This is a genomic window from Nocardia sp. NPDC058499, assembly GCF_042719915.1.
Classification (GTDB): Bacteria; Actinomycetota; Actinomycetes; order Mycobacteriales; family Mycobacteriaceae; genus Nocardia.
This window is the reverse complement of the sequence record NZ_JBHXMZ010000008.1, coordinates 340,918-357,974: the sequence shown is the minus strand read 5'-3', so window position 1 is coordinate 357,974 and position 17,057 is coordinate 340,918. Positions and strand designations below refer to the sequence as shown.

6 protein-coding genes, 1 tRNA gene and 1 pseudogene are annotated in these 17,057 nt (G+C 68.6%); 5 read left to right on the top strand and 3 right to left on the bottom strand.

Going from position 1 to position 17,057, the window contains the following annotated elements; genetic code table 11:
- Positions 1–305: 305 nt before the first annotated feature.
- Positions 306–557 (top strand): annotated as a pseudogene (locus tag ACFWPH_RS24765) (transposase); the annotation flags it as partial.
- A gap of 207 nt (positions 558–764) precedes the next feature.
- Here ACFWPH_RS24765 and ACFWPH_RS24760 read toward each other — a convergent pair.
- Positions 765–837: transfer RNA gene (locus ACFWPH_RS24760), tRNA-Arg, on the bottom strand.
- A 78-nt stretch (positions 838–915) separates the two neighbouring features.
- Positions 916–2,376 (bottom strand): flavin-containing monooxygenase, encoded by a 1,461-nt coding sequence (locus ACFWPH_RS24755; RefSeq protein ID WP_378754484.1) that lies wholly within the window; start codon positions 2,374–2,376, stop codon positions 916–918.
- Between the two features lie 569 nt (positions 2,377–2,945).
- Between ACFWPH_RS24755 and ACFWPH_RS24750 the strand changes: the two genes are divergently transcribed.
- Positions 2,946–4,583: a long-chain fatty acid--CoA ligase gene (locus ACFWPH_RS24750; RefSeq protein WP_378754483.1), complete on the top strand. Its 1,638-nt coding sequence runs from the start codon at positions 2,946–2,948 to the stop codon at positions 4,581–4,583.
- 50 nt (positions 4,584–4,633) lie between these two features.
- Here ACFWPH_RS24750 and ACFWPH_RS24745 read toward each other — a convergent pair whose 3' ends face one another.
- Positions 4,634–5,026, bottom strand: a complete 393-nt coding sequence (locus tag ACFWPH_RS24745; RefSeq protein ID WP_378754482.1) for an SCO5389 family protein — start codon at positions 5,024–5,026, stop codon at positions 4,634–4,636.
- A gap of 576 nt (positions 5,027–5,602) precedes the next feature.
- On the opposite strand from ACFWPH_RS24745, the gene ACFWPH_RS24740 reads away from it, so the two are divergent.
- The 3 genes from ACFWPH_RS24740 (at position 5,603) to ACFWPH_RS24730 (ending at position 16,915) form a co-directional block, all read left to right on the top strand.
- Positions 5,603–6,430 carry a M23 family metallopeptidase gene (locus tag ACFWPH_RS24740; protein ID WP_378754481.1) on the top strand — a complete coding sequence of 276 codons (828 nt, stop codon included), beginning with the start codon at positions 5,603–5,605 and terminating at the stop codon, positions 6,428–6,430.
- 74 nt (positions 6,431–6,504) lie between these two features.
- Complete coding sequence (locus tag ACFWPH_RS24735) at positions 6,505–7,488, top strand: LuxR C-terminal-related transcriptional regulator (protein ID WP_378754480.1); 984 nt, start codon at positions 6,505–6,507, stop codon at positions 7,486–7,488.
- 127 nt (positions 7,489–7,615) lie between these two features.
- Positions 7,616–16,915 carry a condensation domain-containing protein gene (locus tag ACFWPH_RS24730; RefSeq protein WP_378754479.1) on the top strand — a complete coding sequence of 3,100 codons (9,300 nt, stop codon included), beginning with the start codon at positions 7,616–7,618 and terminating at the stop codon, positions 16,913–16,915.
- The last annotated feature ends 142 nt before the right edge of the window (positions 16,916–17,057 follow it).

The following is a 17,057-nucleotide window of genomic DNA, read 5'->3' as shown; positions in this document are numbered from 1 at the left end:
CAACCAGTTACCGGAGACCTCGCCACATCACCAACTTCTCCACCCGGACAACGGGTTCCGCCCCACAACTCGGGCGCTTATGAAACAGGCTCTAGAGGCACGATCCAGTCACTCCTTGTCGCCGATACGATGTGTCCGAGCCTGCCCCACGAGTCCGACACCGTTTGAACGACGCAGGCCGCCTCGCCGGTCTAGCCATCTGGGGCGGGCGCTGCTACTACAAAGAATACCGTCGATGGCGACTGCCCCCGGTTTGGTTGACTCCTGACCTGTGAGGATTGCTCCTCGCTGGAAGGATGTCCACCATGCCGAAGCCGTATCCCGAAGAGTTCCGCCGCGACGTCGTCGCGGTCGCCCGCAAGGGCGAGATCTCGTTGACGCAGATCGCGAAGTACTTCGGAATATCGCAGAGCTGTATGAAGAACTGGCTCAAACAAGCCGACATCGAAGACGGCCACCGACCCGGCGCCACCCGCGACGAGTCGGCCGAGCTGCGCGAGGCGCGTAAACGGATCCGCCAGCTGGAACAAGAAGCCGAGGTCATGCGCCGCGCGGTCGCCTAATTTAATCGAAGGGGAGGGGTGTGAAGCGTTCGTGCCGATTGGCCCGGTTGTCCGGCGCGGATGGTCGCATTTGCGCGGTGTGCGTTCCCATGTTCGATGTGCCCTACTGGAGCCGCGTCTGACCTGGGGTTTCTCAATGCGGTGATTCTGGGATGTTCGCGGAAACTCCTGCTGATCTGCGCAAACGCTGTCGCAGGTTTGTGCCCTCGGCAGGATTCGAACCTGCGACACCCGCTTTAGGAGAGCGGTGCTCTATCCCCTGAGCTACGAGGGCCGGGCCGGGGCCGGTGGGCGAGAGTCTACCGGGTGACCCGCTGTGGGGCCGCATCGTAGGTCGAACGGCCCGCTGACATCAGGACGCGAGCGTGGTTTCGTAGTCGGTGGGGTCGAAGCGGCGGGTTTTCCAGCGGTAGAGGACCGTGGCGCCGGGCCAGTTGTTGGTGATGCGGCCCGAGGCGTTGCGGTACCAGCTGGAGCAGAAGTTCCAGGGCGTGTCCTTCAGGCGGTTCTGCAGCCAGTTGTCCCAGCGCTGTTCGGTCTCCACGCGGGCGGCCAGGCCGCGTCCGGGGTGGTGGCGGAGGTATTCGACGGCTTGGCGGATGTAGCGGGCCTGCGATTCCAGCATGTAGACGATGGAGCCCGAGCCGACGTTGGTGTTCGGGCCGTACATCATGAACAGGTTGGGGAATTTCGGGACCGAGATGCCGAGGTAGGCGCGGGCGCCTTCGGCGGCCCAGGCGTCGGCGAGTTTGCGGCCGTCGGTGCCGTAGATGTTCATGGGGGCAAGGAATTCGGTGCCCTTGAAGCCGGTGCCGTAGATGATGACGTCGACTTCGTGGTGGATACCGTCGGCGGTGCGCACACCTGTGCGGGTGATCTCGGTGATGCCGTTGGTTTCCACGGTGACGTTCGGCCGGCCGAGAGCCGGGAAGTAGTCGTTGGAGAACAGGGCGCGTTTACAGCCGGCGGCGTAGTCGGGGGTGAGTTTCTCGCGCAGGACCGGGTCGGGGATCTGCCTGGCGCGGTGGGCTTCGGCGACCTTCAGGACCGGGGCCTGGATGCCCTGTAGGTCGGTGAGGGCCAGCGCCATCACCTCGAAGAACATCCACCAGCCGAAGCGTTCGGCCCAGCGGACCGGGGGCAGGTACTTGAATACGGTGTGGTGGCGGGCGGCGTATGCGGCGTCAGCCTTGGGGAGCACCCAGGCGGCGGAACGCTGGAACAGTGTGAGGTGTTCGGCGATCGGCTGGATGCGCGGGATGTACTGGATTGCGCTGGCGCCGGTGCCGATACAGGCGACACGTTTGCCGGTGAGGTCGATGGAATGGTCCCATTCGGCGGAGTGGAATGCGGGCCCGCCGAAGGTGTCGATACCGGGAATGTTCGGCATGGCAGGGCGGGACAGCTGGCCGACGGCGGAGATGAGCACATCGGCGGTGAGCAGGTCGCCGTCGCCGGTGCGGATCTGCCATTTCGCGGTGGTTCCGTCGTATTCGGCGTCGCTGATCTCGGTACCGAAGCGGATATAGCGTTCGAGATCGTATTTGCCTACTACGCGCCGCATGTAGTCGTGGATATCGGGCTGCTCGGAGAAACGCCGGGGCCAATCGGAGCGGGGTTCGTAGGACCACGAGTACAGGGGGCTCGGTACATCGCAGGCCGCGCCGGGGTAGGTGTTCTCCCGCCAGACGCCGCCGAGGTCGTGAGCGCGTTCGACGATGGTGAAATCGTCTATTCCGGCCCGCAGGAGTTCGAGCCCCATACCCAGCCCACCGAACCCGGCCCCGATGATGATGATCGACGGCGTTGTCATGGTTCAAGCGTAGGTCGGCGACCGGTTGTCCCGGAGGGGAACGAAGGTCAGTGAATCAATATTTTCGGCCAGATTTTCGGGCTCGGGCAGCGCTGCGCGTGCATCTGTAAGTGATCCCGGATTTTTCCACTCCTACGGTCCGTACCGGCAATAACGCATGGTCATGTGACCGAAGCGGTGCGGGATTCATCCCATCAGTCGGTACACGCATGCGGACCGTGTCTCGTTTAGATGTCATTTCGTTATCTGACTTGGCAGCAGGCCGGATTCCCGGCTATCACAGGTGAGTGCTCGGCGGCGATGGCGCAGTGCCGGTGGCCCGCAGGGGGCGTCGCGGGCGCTGCGTCTCATCCCGTTTCGCCCCGCCCGGTGGACCGGGCCCTTTCTGTCGCGCTGACCAGCGTCGTCGCCTATTTCTCCCGGTTTCGCCCTAGCGTCCCCATGTCCGGCTACTCCACGGTAGTCTCCGGCGGTGTGATGTGAGTCATGCCCACTTCTGTGTCTCACAGATGAGGGCCGGGCTCATATCGCGTGCCCTCCGCCACCCAGATCAGTAAGGGGTATTTCCGATGTTGAGCACCATGATGGACGACCAGCTCTCGCTGGCGACGCTGCTGCGCTACGCGTCCACCTTCGTCGGCGATTCCACGGTGTCCACCTGGACCGGCGACGGAGTGCGCACCATGACCTATCGCGAGGTCGGCGCCGATTCGGCCCGGCTGGCCAATGCGCTCACCGATCTCGGCATCGGGCAGGGCGACCGGGTCGGCACCTTCATGTGGAACAACAACGAACATCTGGTCGCCTATATCGCCATCCCCGCGATGGGTTCGGTGCTGCACGCCCTCAACATCCGGCTCTCGCCCGAACAGCTGATCTATGTCGCCAACCATGCCGAAGACCAGGTGGTACTGGTCGACGGCAGCCTGGTGCCGATGTTCGGGCAGTATCTGCCGCAGCTGAAAACGGTCCGGCATGTGATCGTGGTGAACGGGGACATCGCGGCCATGCCCGCGGTCGACGGTGTCACCGTGCACGACTACGCCGAACTGCTTGCGAAATACCCCGACAGCTTCGATTTCCCGGTCGTCGACGAACGTTCGGCGGCAGCGATGTGCTACACCTCCGGCACCACCGGCGACCCCAAGGGCGTGGTGTATTCGCATCGCTCCAACTGGCTGCACTCCATGCAGGCCACTACCCCCTCCGCCATGGGGTTGCGTATCGACGACACCGTGCTCGGCATCGTGCCGATGTTCCATGCCAACGCCTGGGGGCTGCCGTATGCGGCGCTGATGACCGGCGCGAACGTGTTGATGCCGGACCGCTTCCTCCAGCCGGGCCCGTTGCTGGAGATGATGGCGGCAGTGAAGCCGACCTTCGCCGCGGCCGTGCCGACCATCTGGGGTGGCGTGCTCGCGGCGCTGGCGGCGCAACCGCAGGACATCACTCATCTGCGTGCGGTGGTGGTGGGCGGTTCGGCCGCGCCGCCGTCGATGATGAAGGCGTTCGAAGAGAAGCACGGGGTGCGGGTGGTGCACGCCTGGGGGATGACCGAAACCTCGCCGCTCGGCAGCCTGGCGCATCCACCGCACGGGGTGAGCGAGGAGGAGGCCTGGACCTACCGGGTCACTCAGGGGCGTTTCCCGGCCGCGGTACAGGCGCGGTTGGTCGGCGACGATGGTTCGGTGGTGCCCAACGACGGGAAATCCCTGGGGGAGCTGGAGGTTCGCGGACCGTGGATCACCGGCTCCTACTACTCACCAGAGGGCACGGCCGTGGACCCGGGCAAATTCGACGACGGCTGGCTGCGCACGGGCGACGTCGGCAAGATCACGCCGAACGGCTATCTGACGCTGGTGGACCGGTCCAAGGATGTGATCAAGTCCGGTGGTGAGTGGATCTCCTCGGTGGATCTGGAGAACGCCGTGATGGGTCATCCCGCCGTGGCGGAGGCGGCCGTTATCGGCATTCCGGACGAGAAATGGGATGAACGGCCGCTGGCGGCGATCGTGGTGGCCGAGGGCGCCTCGGTGCGGCCGGAGGAATTGCGTGAATTCCTGTCGTCGCGGTTCGCGAAATGGCAGCTGCCCGAGTACTGGACCTTCATCGAGGAGGTGCCCAAGACCAGCGTCGGCAAATTCGACAAGAAGCGGTTGCGGGCGCGGCACGCCGACGGGGAACTGGATGTGACCATCGTGCGCTGAAGGCCGGAAAACGCGGTCCCCGGCGCGAAACCGCGCCGGGGACCGCATTTTCAGCAGTTGCGCAGTTCCGGGCTCTGGTTGAGCAACTGGTTGCGTGGGCTGATGAACCGGTTGTAGGTATCACCGCCGACGGACTCGAGCGGGAACGCCGCCACGCGATGGCAGTTCTGGAACGCCAGCTTCACGCCGAAATGCCGTTCCAGCCCGCCCCGGATGGCATCGGAGGCCAGGGCGCGCAGCAGCTGGCCGCGTGCCGTCTCGTCCGGCGGGGCTGTTTCGTTGTCGGCGAATTCCATGGTGCCGGTCTGCAGTTCACCGGCGACGCGGCTGACGACCTCCCAGGCGTAGGGCAGTGAGGTGCGGACGCATTCGACGAACTCGGCGTCAGTGATCTCGCCGCTTTCGGCGCGTTCCAGCAGGGCGGTGGGGACATCTAAGGACACGGCGACCTCCTGAGGTCAACTGGTCTGTGCGACAGGTGATGCGGAAACCCGCGGCAGATCTGCCGGGCCGAGTCTAATCGAAATCGGTTATCAATAACAGGGGATTGCGAATGAAAGATGTTCGGTGGTCGAGGTTTTGGTGCGCCGCCGAACTGGCCGGCCGTCTTGTGCGGCTCGGTATGGCTTCGGTGGTCGGCCGGGGTTGTCGTGGGGGGTGAACGCCGGGGTATCCGGTGGGGCTTCGGCGACGTGGCCGGGGGTGACACGGGCGGGTCGGCTGCGAAGGGTGGTGCCGGCTCCTTCGCCGGCGGTCGGTCCGTGGCCGGTAAGGTCACGGGAAGTTCGCGCGATCGTGACCGTTTCACACCGGAGTTTCAGGCCGCTGACCGGGGATTTCCAGGGGAAGGTTGCGATATGGTCACGGGGCGGTAGAGTTACCGTCACAACGGATGTCTAAACGTTACGTTTACCGGGCTCGAGTCTGGGTCCGCACGTGAGGCATTCGTGAACATGTTGACCGGATAGCGAGGACGGACAGTGGCGCACCATCGATCAGGCACCGGTTCCATCACCGTTATGAGCCTCATCGGCGACGAGGTCCGCGTGCGGCCACATCGTCACCGGGCCGCAGCCACCGCCGTCGAGAAGGTCCGCGCGGCTGCCGGGGCCGCGGTTGCGGCGGGCGCGATCATCGGTACCGCCTCGCAGGTTGCGCCGGCGCTGGCCTATGCCGCTCCGCTGCTCCCGGGTGGTGGTGAAAAGGAGGCCGCCGAGCCCGAATCCGCGCCCCCGGTCGCCGAGGAGATCGCGCAGCCCGCCGAGCAGCCGGCGGCGGCGCACGTAGCAGCTCCGGCACCGGCACCCGTTCAGGCCGCCGAGATCGCGGCCCCGGCGCCTGTCGCCGCCCCCTTCGGGTTGAGCAACCTGCCGCCCGAGGTCGCCGCGCCGCTGGCCCATGCCGAACAGACCCTGAAACAACTGCATCAGCAGTTCGCTCCCGCGCCGGTCGTGCGTCCGGTGGCGGGGATGGTGAGCTCCAGTTACGGCAGTCGCTGGGGCGCCATGCACTACGGCATCGATTTCGCCGACGCACTGGGCGCGCCGATCAAATCGGTCGCCGACGGCACGGTGATCGAGGCCGGGCCCGCCTCCGGGTTCGGTATGTGGGTCCGGGTCCTGCACGACGACGGCACCACCGGTGTCTACGGCCACGTGAACGATATCTATGTCGCAGAAGGGCAGCGGGTGCAGGCGGGCGATGTGATCGCCACCGTCGGTAACCGCGGTCAATCCACCGGTCCGCATCTGCACCTCGAGATCTGGGACCAGGGTGGGAACAAAATCGATCCGATGACGTGGATGGCTTCCAAGGGGGTGCCACTGGAGTGGGGACCCTCGCACTGAGTTCCTCGAGCTCTCTCGACCGTCCGATCCTTACCGGTCCTACAGGACTGCAAGGAGACCTACGAAACTCCGGCGTGACCGAACTGGCGGAAATCTTCGAACCCGACTCGATCCACGGACGCGTCTACGCGACCCTGGTGCAGCGGCCGCGGTCCGGTACCGCTGATATCGCGCGGCACACCGGCCTGTCCGACTCCGCCGTCGAAACGGCACTGGACGAATTGTCGGAGCTGCGCGCGGTACTCCGGGTGGTCGATACCGATGGCACACCGCGCTGGGATGCGCATGCCCCGGAATCGCTGTCGGAGGCCGAAGCCCGCCGGCGCCGGCAGCAGATCAGCACCATGCACGCCGCCGCGGCCCGGCTCAGCGAAACCTTCCGGTCGGTGCGTCGCGCCCAGGGGTGGAACGGTGCGGTGGTGCCCGTATTCGAGCGGGCCGAACTGCTCGCCGATTTCGAGGCCCTGCACGCGAACGCGGCATACGGCGTGAAAATGGTGGAGCGCACCCCGCATCTCAGCGATGCCGAACGCGACAGCCGGATCACCGATCTCAAACAGGCCCGGATGGCCGAGGGTGTGCGCTACCGGATCCTCTACCAGGACACGATCTACCAGGATGCGGACCGGCTGCGGCATACGCTGGCCACCAACGCCCGCGGGGCGCAGGCTCGCACGCTGCCCGATCCGCCGTTCAAGCTGATCGTCGCCGACGACGAGCGTGCCAGCCTCGTCCTGCACTCCGACGAACGCCGGCCCGATCCGATGGCCTTGCGGATCAGCGGGTCGCCCCTGCTGGATCTGCTGGTCCGCAGTTTCGATGTGCTGTGGACACTGTCGGCGCCCATCTCGGTGCAGCCGGCGGCCGACGAACTCGACGAACGCGACCGGGCCATTCTCACGATGATGAGCATGGGCGCGACCGACGATACGATCGCGCGCCGGCTCGGGATGTCACGCCGCACGGTGGTCCGGCGGACCGCTCGGCTGCTCGAACGGCTCGGCGCGAGTACCCGGTTCCAGGCCGGGGTGCAGGCGATTCGCCGCGGCTGGCTGTGAACTGATCGCAAGTCCGGTTCGGCCGATATGATGGCCGGACCGCGCTCGCCCCGGGCACACCGGTTCTCCGCTGTTCGGGCAGGCGGGGGCCGGATCCGGGTTCGATGCGAGAGGTGAATGCACTCGAATGGAAACTGCCCGTCGTTCTCCTCGTGGCAGTCGCCGGCGTCGTGCGGGCACCCCTCCGCTGGGCCAGTTGCTGACCGCGGCGGTGGAATCCGCCGCGGACGAGGTCGCGATCCGCTACAACCCGACGGGCGCGCCCGCCGATCAGCTGGAGCTGACCTACCGGGAACTCGACGAGCGGTCCTCGCAGGTCGCGCGGGAACTCATCGAACGCGGTATCGGGCCGGGCGATGTGGTGGCGATCGGGATAGCGCGCAGCCCGGAATCGGTGCTGTCGGTATGGGCCGTCGCCAAAACAGGTGCCGCCCACGTTTTCCTCGACCCCGCCGATCCGGCCGGCCGGATCGGCGCTATCGCCACCGATTCGGGGGCAGCCTTCGGTCTGACCACCTCGAAGTACCGGCGGGTCCTGGGCCGCGCCCTGTACTGGATCGAACTCGACGACCCGGTCCAGGCCGACCGTATCGCCCGGCGGCCGCGGCATCCCCTCTCCTATGCCGACCGGATCCGGACACTCGACGGGCGCCATCCCGCGTATATCGCCTACCCCTGCGATCACACCGGTGAGCCCGTAGGCATCGTGGTCCCGCACGCCGGACTGGGTGCGGTGGTCGCTGCCGTCGGCGACAGCTATGCGATATCCAGTGATTCCCGGGTCGTGCACAGTTGCCCGCCGACTGTCGATATCGCGGTCCTCGAATTACTGCTCACCTGTACCGCGGGCGCGACCCTGGTCATCGCCCCGGCCGGTGTTTCGGGCGGGCGTGAACTGGGCGAACTGATTCACCGGGAACAGGTGACCCACCTGATCACGACCGCGGCCGTCGCGGAATCGGTGGACCCGGCCGGACTCGGCGATCTCGTACTCGTCGCCGTCGTAGGTGACCGGAACGGATCCGCACCGGCCGGGCGCTGGGCGCGGGAACACCGTTTCGTCACCTCCTACGGCTGTTCCGAGGCCGGGATCGTCGCCACGAATACCGGACCGGCGCTTACGGACCGGCCGAGCACCCTCGGGACCGCGGCGGCCGGGGTCGAGATGCTGGTTCTCGATGCCCGGTTGCGGCCCGTCCGCCCGGGCGAAGTGGGCGAACTCTATCTGGCGGGTCCGGTCCTGGCGCAGGGTTATGCGAATCTGCCTGCACCGACCGCCGCACGTTTCGTCGCCGTGCCCGGCGGCAACGGCCGACCGGGCGCCCGGATGTACCGGACGGGCGCCTCGGCCCGGCACGTCGAAACACTGCGCGGCCTGGAAATCGAGTTCTTGGACAGCGCCGATCGGCTGCAGGCCCAAGGTGGCGAGCTACCGGCCCTCCTTGCCGAACCACGACCCGCCGCCGCGACGCCCGCCGCATTTGTGCTCACCGAGGAAAACATGCCGGCTACCGGGGACGAACCCGGCCACGGCGGGCTGTTTCAGCCGATGTTCGACTGGCCGGATTCCCATGTCTCGGCAGAGGTTCCGGCTGCGGCGGTGAACGGGGCGAGCGCCGGAGCCGCAGCGGAAGTAGTCGCCGGCCGCCCCGCAAACCCGTGGTCGCTGGAACAGCCGGGAAACTCGGGGCTACCCGATGGCCCCGATCTGCGGGGCGGCGCCGGGTTAGTGGGTGACGCCGGGTTGGTGGGCGGCGCCGGGTTGGTGGGCGGCGCCGGGTTGGTGGGTGACGCCGGGTTGGTGGGCGATGCCGGCGCGGTGAATGGCAGCGAACCTGTGACCCGCGGTGATACACCGGGATTCGCGGGGACAGAGATCGATACGGCGACCGGCGGTATGGGTGAGGTTCCGCTGACCCCGCTCCTCCACCGGTACCTGGCCGGCGGGGTGTTTCCGGGGTTCGCCCAGAGCGTGGTGCTGTCCCTACCGGAAGGTATCGATCGCGCCGGGCTCGCCGCCACCGTGAGTGCGGTACTGGCTCGCCACGAAATGTTGCGCGCCCGGGTGGTGACCGAGGGCGACCGGTATCGCTTCGAGGTGCCGGATTACCCGCCGGGGGCCGGTGTGCTGATCTCCGAGGTGGAGGTTCCGCCGGGCACCGGCGGTTCCGGGCCGGCCGGGATCGTCCGGGCGGCAACCAATTCCGCTGTTGCCCAACTGGACCCGCTGGGCGGCCGGATGGTCGCCGCCACCTGGCTGCGCCGGCCCGGCGCGCGAGATGCACTGCTGCTGGCCGTGCATCAGTACGTCGTCGATGCCACGTCCTGGCGTATTGTCGTCGACGATCTGGCGCGGGCCTGGGAGCAGATAGCCGCGGGGCTCGAGGTCGAACTACCGCCCACCGGGGTACCGTTCCGGACCTGCGCGCATACGCTGGCCACCGCGGACCGGGAAAGCGAAAACGCCTACTGGCGCGACGCGCTGGCCACGCCCGACCCGCTACTGGGCGCCCGCCCGGTGGACTCGGCCATCGATACGCATGCGGCGGTGTGCCGGTTCGCGGTCGAGGTGCCGGCCGGGATCGCCGGCAAGGTCCGGAACGAGCTGCCGGACCGGTACGGCACCGGTGCCGACGATCCGCTGGTGGCCGCGCTGGCGTTGGCGGTGCGGAACTGGCGGTTACGGCGCGGTGTGGACTGTGCTTTCAGCCGGATCCGGATCGACGGGGACAGCCGTTCGTCCGTCGTACTGTCCGAGGTCGATATCGCTCGGACCGTCGGCCGATTCAGCACCGAGTACCCGGTAGCCCTGGACCTGTCCGGTATCGCCGTCGAGGCGGCGTTACGTGGCGGCGCCGAAACCGCCGCCTTGGTGCAGACCGTGTGCGAGCAGCTCGGCGCGGTTCCGGACGGCGGAGCCGGTTTCGGATCACTGCACCCGGCCACTCTCGGTGAGCCAAGCGCGGCGCCGGCGCAGATCGGTTTCACCTGCCGCGCCGGGGGAGTGGCCGAGCGCGCCGATCCGGCCTGGTCACCGACCGGTGAGCTGGGCGATATCCCGCCCGAACCCGACTCCGGTATGCCGGTGGACCTGGTCGTCGATATCGATGCCGCCGTGCGGGCCGACGGCGCGCTCACCGTGGCGTTCGGTTATCTCGCGGATATCGTCGACGAGTCCGCGGTCCGGGAACTGGCCGGTGACTGGCTGGCCGCCCTGCGCGCGCTGGCCCGGCACGCCGGGGACCCCGCTGCGAGCCGGTTCGATTCGCCGCTGATGCGAGTGGCGGATGCGGAACTGGAGGCGTGGCGGACGGTGCACCCGCGCCTGGTGGAGGTGTTGCCGCTGGGGCCGGCGGGTACCGGTCTGTTCTTTCGTTCCCAGCTCACCGCGGACAGTGCCGATGCGATGCTGTTCGCGCTGGAACTCGGCGGTGTTGTCGACCTCGACCGCTTGCACGGTGCCGCGCAGGCGCTCGCCGACCGGCATCCGGCGCTGCGTTCGGTATTCACCACCGGCGCCGACGGCACCCCGGTCCAGTTGGTCGTCGAAACCGCCGAGGTGCCGTGGCGGGTGGTCGAGGATGTCGGCGACTACGAGATGGCCGGCCTGCTGACCACCGAACACCGCACCGGGTTCGCCGTGGACAGCGCGCCACCGCTGCGGTTCACGGTCTACCGCACGGTATCCGGGCGTACGCATTGTGTCCTGGTCGCACATCCGCTGCTGTTCGACACCGCGTCGGCGGCGATTCTGCTGCGGGATCTGCTGACCCTGTACGCGCGGCACGGCGACGGGGCGGCGCTGCCCGATCCGCCCGCCTACCGCGAATACCTCCGGTGGCGCGTGCACGGCGATGCCGGGGTCGCACGCGACCGCTGGTCGGACGTTCTGCGCGGCGCCCGGCCCACCGAACTCGCCGCGGTCCTCTCCCCGCCCGAGCAGCCGGAGAGCGGGTATGGGGAATCGGTGCATGCGCTCGGCGAAGAGGAAACAGCCGCGATGGCCGCCTACGCGGTGGCCGCCGGTGTCACGGTGGAAACCGTGGTGCGGGCCCTGTGGGCGCTGGTCCTGGCGAGTCTGACCGGCCGCGCGGATATCGTCTTCGGCGCCGTCGTACCGGGCCGCCCGCCGGAACTCGGTGGAGCGGACGAGATGACCGGGCTACTGGCCGATACGATTCCCGTGCGGATACGGCTGGAGCCCGGCTGGACCGTCCGGGAGCTACTCACCCGGATCCAGTCCGAACAAGCCGCCCTGCTCGAACACCACTATCTCGATCCGGCCGGTATTTCCCCGGGCGCCGCCCATCTATTCGACACTGTCCTGGCCTTCGACCCCGACCCGGTGGACGCGGCCGGTGTGCACGCCGCGGCCGGTGCGCTCGACGGTCTGGAGGTCGTGGACCTCACCACCCGGATCGACAGTCACCACCCGGTGACGCTGGTGGTGGAATCGGCCGATCGGCTGCTGCTGCGGCTGTGTTACCGCCGCGGCTGTGTCGCCGAACTCTGCGCGCAAGCATTGTCGGGGCTGCTGCGAGCGCTCGTGGGACAGCTGCTGGCCGTCCCCGCGCAGGTTGCACTACCGGCCGCGGGCTGGTGGCGCGCCCCTGCCACGCTCGGCGATCCCGGCGAGCTACCCGCCGACCGGCCGCGACCGGCGATCGCGTCCCGGCGCAGCGGGGTGCTGCGCCGGGAACTGGACGGCGAGCTGCTCGACGCACTGGATATCGCCGCCGGGCACAGCGATACGAACGATTTCACCGTGGTGCAGGCCGCGCTGGCCGTACTGCTGGCGCGACTGTCCGGATATCGGGAAACCGCGGTGGGCGCGTTCGCGACCAAGGGTTCCGCGGCGGGGCTTTCGGTTCTGCATACCGACGTGAACCCGGCGGACCGTTTCGACGCGCTACTGGTCGAGGCCCGGGAAGCCGGGGCCGCAGCCCTGGGCACGGCCGGCCGGGGCAGCGAACGCCTCGGCCACCTGATCGACACTCTTCGCACGGTGGCCGGTCAGCCCCCCTTCCGGGTATTGCTGTCGACCGACAGCGAACCCACCGAGCTACCGGAGAAACTGGATCTGCGGGTCGATCTGGTGCCCGACGGCGCCGGCGCCACCCTCGCCTTCACCTACGCCCGCGACCTGTTCGACGCGCCGACCGTCGGGGATCACGCCGACCGGCTGCTGCGCATCCTGACCGCCGTGGCCGCCGATCCCGGTGTCGTCGTGGGCGATATCGACCTGCTCTTCCCCGGGGAACGCGAGCTGGTCCTGCGCGAATGGAACAGTGCGGGCGCCGCGGTGCCGCCGGTGACAGTGGTCGACCTGATCGAGGCCCGTGCCCGCCTGGACCCGTCGGCCCCGGCCGTGCGGTCCGGGGAGGCGGTACTGAGTTTCGACGAAATGCTCGGCTGCTCCTATCGGGTGGCGCGCGGGTTGATCGATGCCGGTGCCGGCCCGGAAACCCTGGTGGCGGTTGCCGTACCGCGCACCGAGGATCTCCCGGTCGCGTTGCTGGGCGTGCTGCTGACGGGCGCGGCGTACCTGCCGATCGACACGGCGCGGCCTTCCTTCCCGGAAACCCCGTCCGCCGTTGTACTCTCCACCGCGGCGATGCGGGACGCCGTCCCCGCGGACATGGCCGTTGTGGTTGTGGAAGAAACCGCACACCATTCCGCGGAACCGGTCACCGACGCGGACCGGCGTGCGCCCCTGCGCCCCGGCAACCTGATGTATGCCGCGCACACGCCCGGCCTCACCGGCGTGACCCACCGCAATGTGGTGGAGCTGTTCGCGAACACCCAGCTGCTGTTCGATTTCGACGACGCCGACATATGGGCGCTGTTCCATCCCGTCACCGCCCGCTTCTCGGTATGGGAGCTGTGGTGTGCCCTCGCCGGCGGGGGCTGCGTGGTGGTGGTCGACGAGGCGACCGCCGATTCGCCGCAACGATTCCGCGAACTACTCGTCCGCGAGCGGGTCACGGTGATCGGCCAGACGCCGTCGGAGTTCTACCGGTTCGCCGAGTTCGACGGCGTAGCGGAGGACACTACTGCTCTGCGGTATGTGGTGCTGGGCGGCGAAGCGCTCGATCTGCGCCGGCTGCGCCCCTGGTACGAGCGGCACGGTGCCTCCGCGGGCGGTGAAAGGGACGCGCCGTGGGTGGTGAATATGTACGGCACCACCGAAACCACCGTGCACGCCTCGTACCTGACCTTGGACGAACACCTGGTGGACCACCCGGCCAGTGTGATCGGGCGGGCACTACCGGGCCTGGACGCGCTCGTCCTGGACGATCGGCTGCAGCCCGCACCGGTGGGCGGGCCCGGCGAAATCTACGTCGCGGGCGCACAACTGGCTCGCGGCTACCTGGACCGGCCCGGACCCACCGCCACCCGGTTCGTGGCCGATCCCTTCGGTGCGCCGGGGTCGCGGATGTACCGGTCCGGAGATCTCGGGCGGTGGGCCGGGTTCGCCGGCCGCGCCAACCTGGAGTACACGGGTCGCCGGCAATCGCGCGAGTTGCTGAACGGGTCCGAGGTGGTCGATGCGGCGCTCCCCGAGCCTGCGGGGGAGCGCGCGTCTTATACGGAGCCGGCGGGTCGTACGGAAACTGTTGTCGCCGAGGTGTTCGCCGAACTACTCGGCGACGACCGGATCGGCGCGGACGACGATTTCTTCGCCCTCGGCGGTGATTCGCTGCTGGCGAGCCGGGCGGTGGCCCGGATCAACGAGGCGCTCGGCGCCGCTCTCACCTTGCGCGCGGTATTCGAGGCTCCCGTTGTCTCCGCGCTGGCCGCACGGGTGGTGCCCGGCGCCGGCCGGGCGACGCAGCGACCGGCCCTGGACCGGGCCGAGCGGCCGGACCGGATCCCGCTCGCGCCCAACCAGCACCGGATATGGCTGCGGGGCCGGGCGGACCCGGCCGCGCACAACATCGTGCTCGCCGTGGGACTCACCGGTGCGCTCGACACCTCGGCGCTGCGGTACGCGATCTCGGATCTGCTGGAACGCCACGAACCGCTGCGCACCCGCTACCCGGCGGGTCCGGACGGGCTGCCGTATCAGGACATCCTGCCGGTGGCCCAGGTGCTGCGCGGCGGCCTGGAGATCGCGGATACCGACGACGCATCCGGCCGGATCGCCGAATTGCGCGCCACCGCTTTCGATATCACCACCACGGCTCCGATCCGTGGACTGCTGCTCGCCACCGGCGCCGACGAGCATATCCTCGCGCTGGTGGCGCACCGGATCGCTGCGGACAGCGCGTCCCCGGCCCCGTTGCTGCGGGATCTGATGACCGCATACCTGGCGCGGGTGAGCGGGGAATCGCCACGCTGGTCGCCGCTACCGGTCCAGTACGCGGATTACGCGATCTGGCAGTGCGCCCTACTCGGCGACGAGAACGACGACAACTCCGTTGCGGCACAGCAAGTGGGATATTGGCGGGAACAGTTGCGAGGGTCGGACGGGGGCCGCGGTCTGCCGCCGGACCGGTTGCGCCCGGAACGAATATCGCTACCCGATGCCGCAACCGGTATCGTCCTGCCCGCGGCGGTGCATCGGTCGCTGGACGAATTGGCCGGCGAGCGCGGCGCCACTGTTTTCCTGATCCTGCACGCGGCGGTGACCACACTGCTGCACCGGCTGACGGGCGCCGGGGATATCGCGGTCGGCCGCCGGATCCCCGCCCGCGACGAACCGGCCCTGGTCGATCTGGTCGGCCGGTTCGCGAACACGGTCACCGTGCGGACGCGAGTTCGCGCTACGCAGACCTTCACCGAACTCCTGGACCGCACCCGGGAAACGAATCTGGCCGCCTCCGCCAACGCCGAAACTCCGTTCGAGCAGGTCGTGGACGCCGTATCGCCCGCGCGCGAACCGCTGTTCGGTGTGTTGCTGTCGACGCTCGACACACCGGCCGTCGTGAACCTGCCCGGACTCGCAGTCCGCGGACTGGATCACGGCATCTCGGACGCCGAAGCCGATCTGCGAATAGATATGGATCCACGCCGCGAGCGCGATGGAACTCCCGGCGAACTCCGGATCGCACTGGCGTACCGCACCGACTTGTTCGACGAGGAGACGGTGCGCGCATTCGGCGACCGCTTGACCCGGATCCTCACCGCCGTCGCCGTGGAGCCACGGATTCGGCTCGGGGAAATCGATATCACCGGCGACTCCGAACCGGAGCCCGCCGCCGAACCTGCCGATACAGCGGACGCCGTGCCCGGCTCCGAATCGGTTGTTCCGGCAATTGTGCCGGGTGCGGGGTCCGGTGGCGGGTCGGTCGGTCCGGCGGAGCGGCCGCCGGCATCCGATGCGGGTTCGGTATTCGTCCCGTTCACCGCTGCCGCCGGATTCGTTGCCGAGGTGGGTTCTACGGGGACCGTGTCAGTCGTCGGCACCGGTGTTGCCGAGAGTCCGGGCGGTATTGCGCATGCCGGCCAGGCCGGCCCCTGGGACACGGACGCCTATGCCGCTGCTCCCGGGCGGGGTGTCTCGGCAGGGCTTGTCGGGACCGCGCCTGCCGTTGCGGGGTTCGGCCCGCAGGACGCGGCGGGCGCCGCAATGACTGCCGGACCGGCGGTTTCGCCGGCGACCGCGGGAATCGCGCTGGCCCGTACCCTCGCGGTCTCCGTGGAAGACGACCCGGATGGACCGGCGGTGGTCCGCAGCGACGAGGTGATGACCTACCAGGAACTGGATACGCGTTCGTCCCGGTTGGCGCGGGTTCTGATCGCCCGCGGGTGCGGGCCGGGGACCGGGCTGGTGGCCGCGCTGGAGCGTGGCATGGATTCGGCGGTGGTCACCTGGGCGGTACTCAAAGCCGGTGCGGCACTGGTGCCTGCCGACGCCGTATCGGTGGCGGTGACCGCGGGTCTGGTGGTGGAGTTCGGCCTGGCGCTGACCGCGGCCCCGCGGGAGCCGGAGGTGGAGTGGCTGATACTGGACGATCCGGCGATACAGGCCGAGACCGGCCGGCAGTCCCCGCGGCCCGTCACCCACGCGCACCGGGCCCGGCCGCTGCGCGGCGGCGATCTCGTGGTGGTGGACGCGACCGGCCGGCGGGTGACCTACGACGGGTTGGCGGCCGCGGTGGCGCGGGTACACGCCGCCACCGAGCTGACCTACGAGGCCAGGACATACGGTTACGGCCGGGGCGACGGTCCGGCGGCGGTGACGGAGTTCGTGGCGGCCGGGGCCGCGGGCGCCTCGGTGGTCCTACTCCCCGGCGACGTCCGGTCGGCGACTCCCACCGAGGAATGGATCACCCATCTGTGGTCCGACGACGAGGGACTCGGATTCCTCGATCCCCGATCACTACCCGACCTCACGGCGCTGATCCTGGCGGACGGCGGTCCACCCGGACCCGCCTGGCACGGGGTCGCCTGGGTGCTGGACCTACCGGCGCTGTTCGGCTGACGGCCCGCCGGTTCCGATACGGTCGCCGGATGGTCGAACAGTGACCGGGGCGGTAACCTGCCGGGTGCCATACCGGGGACCGGCGGGTTGTGGCAGGCTGCCACCATGCCGCGGCCACGGTCGGCGCGGCGGTGAAGTGCGA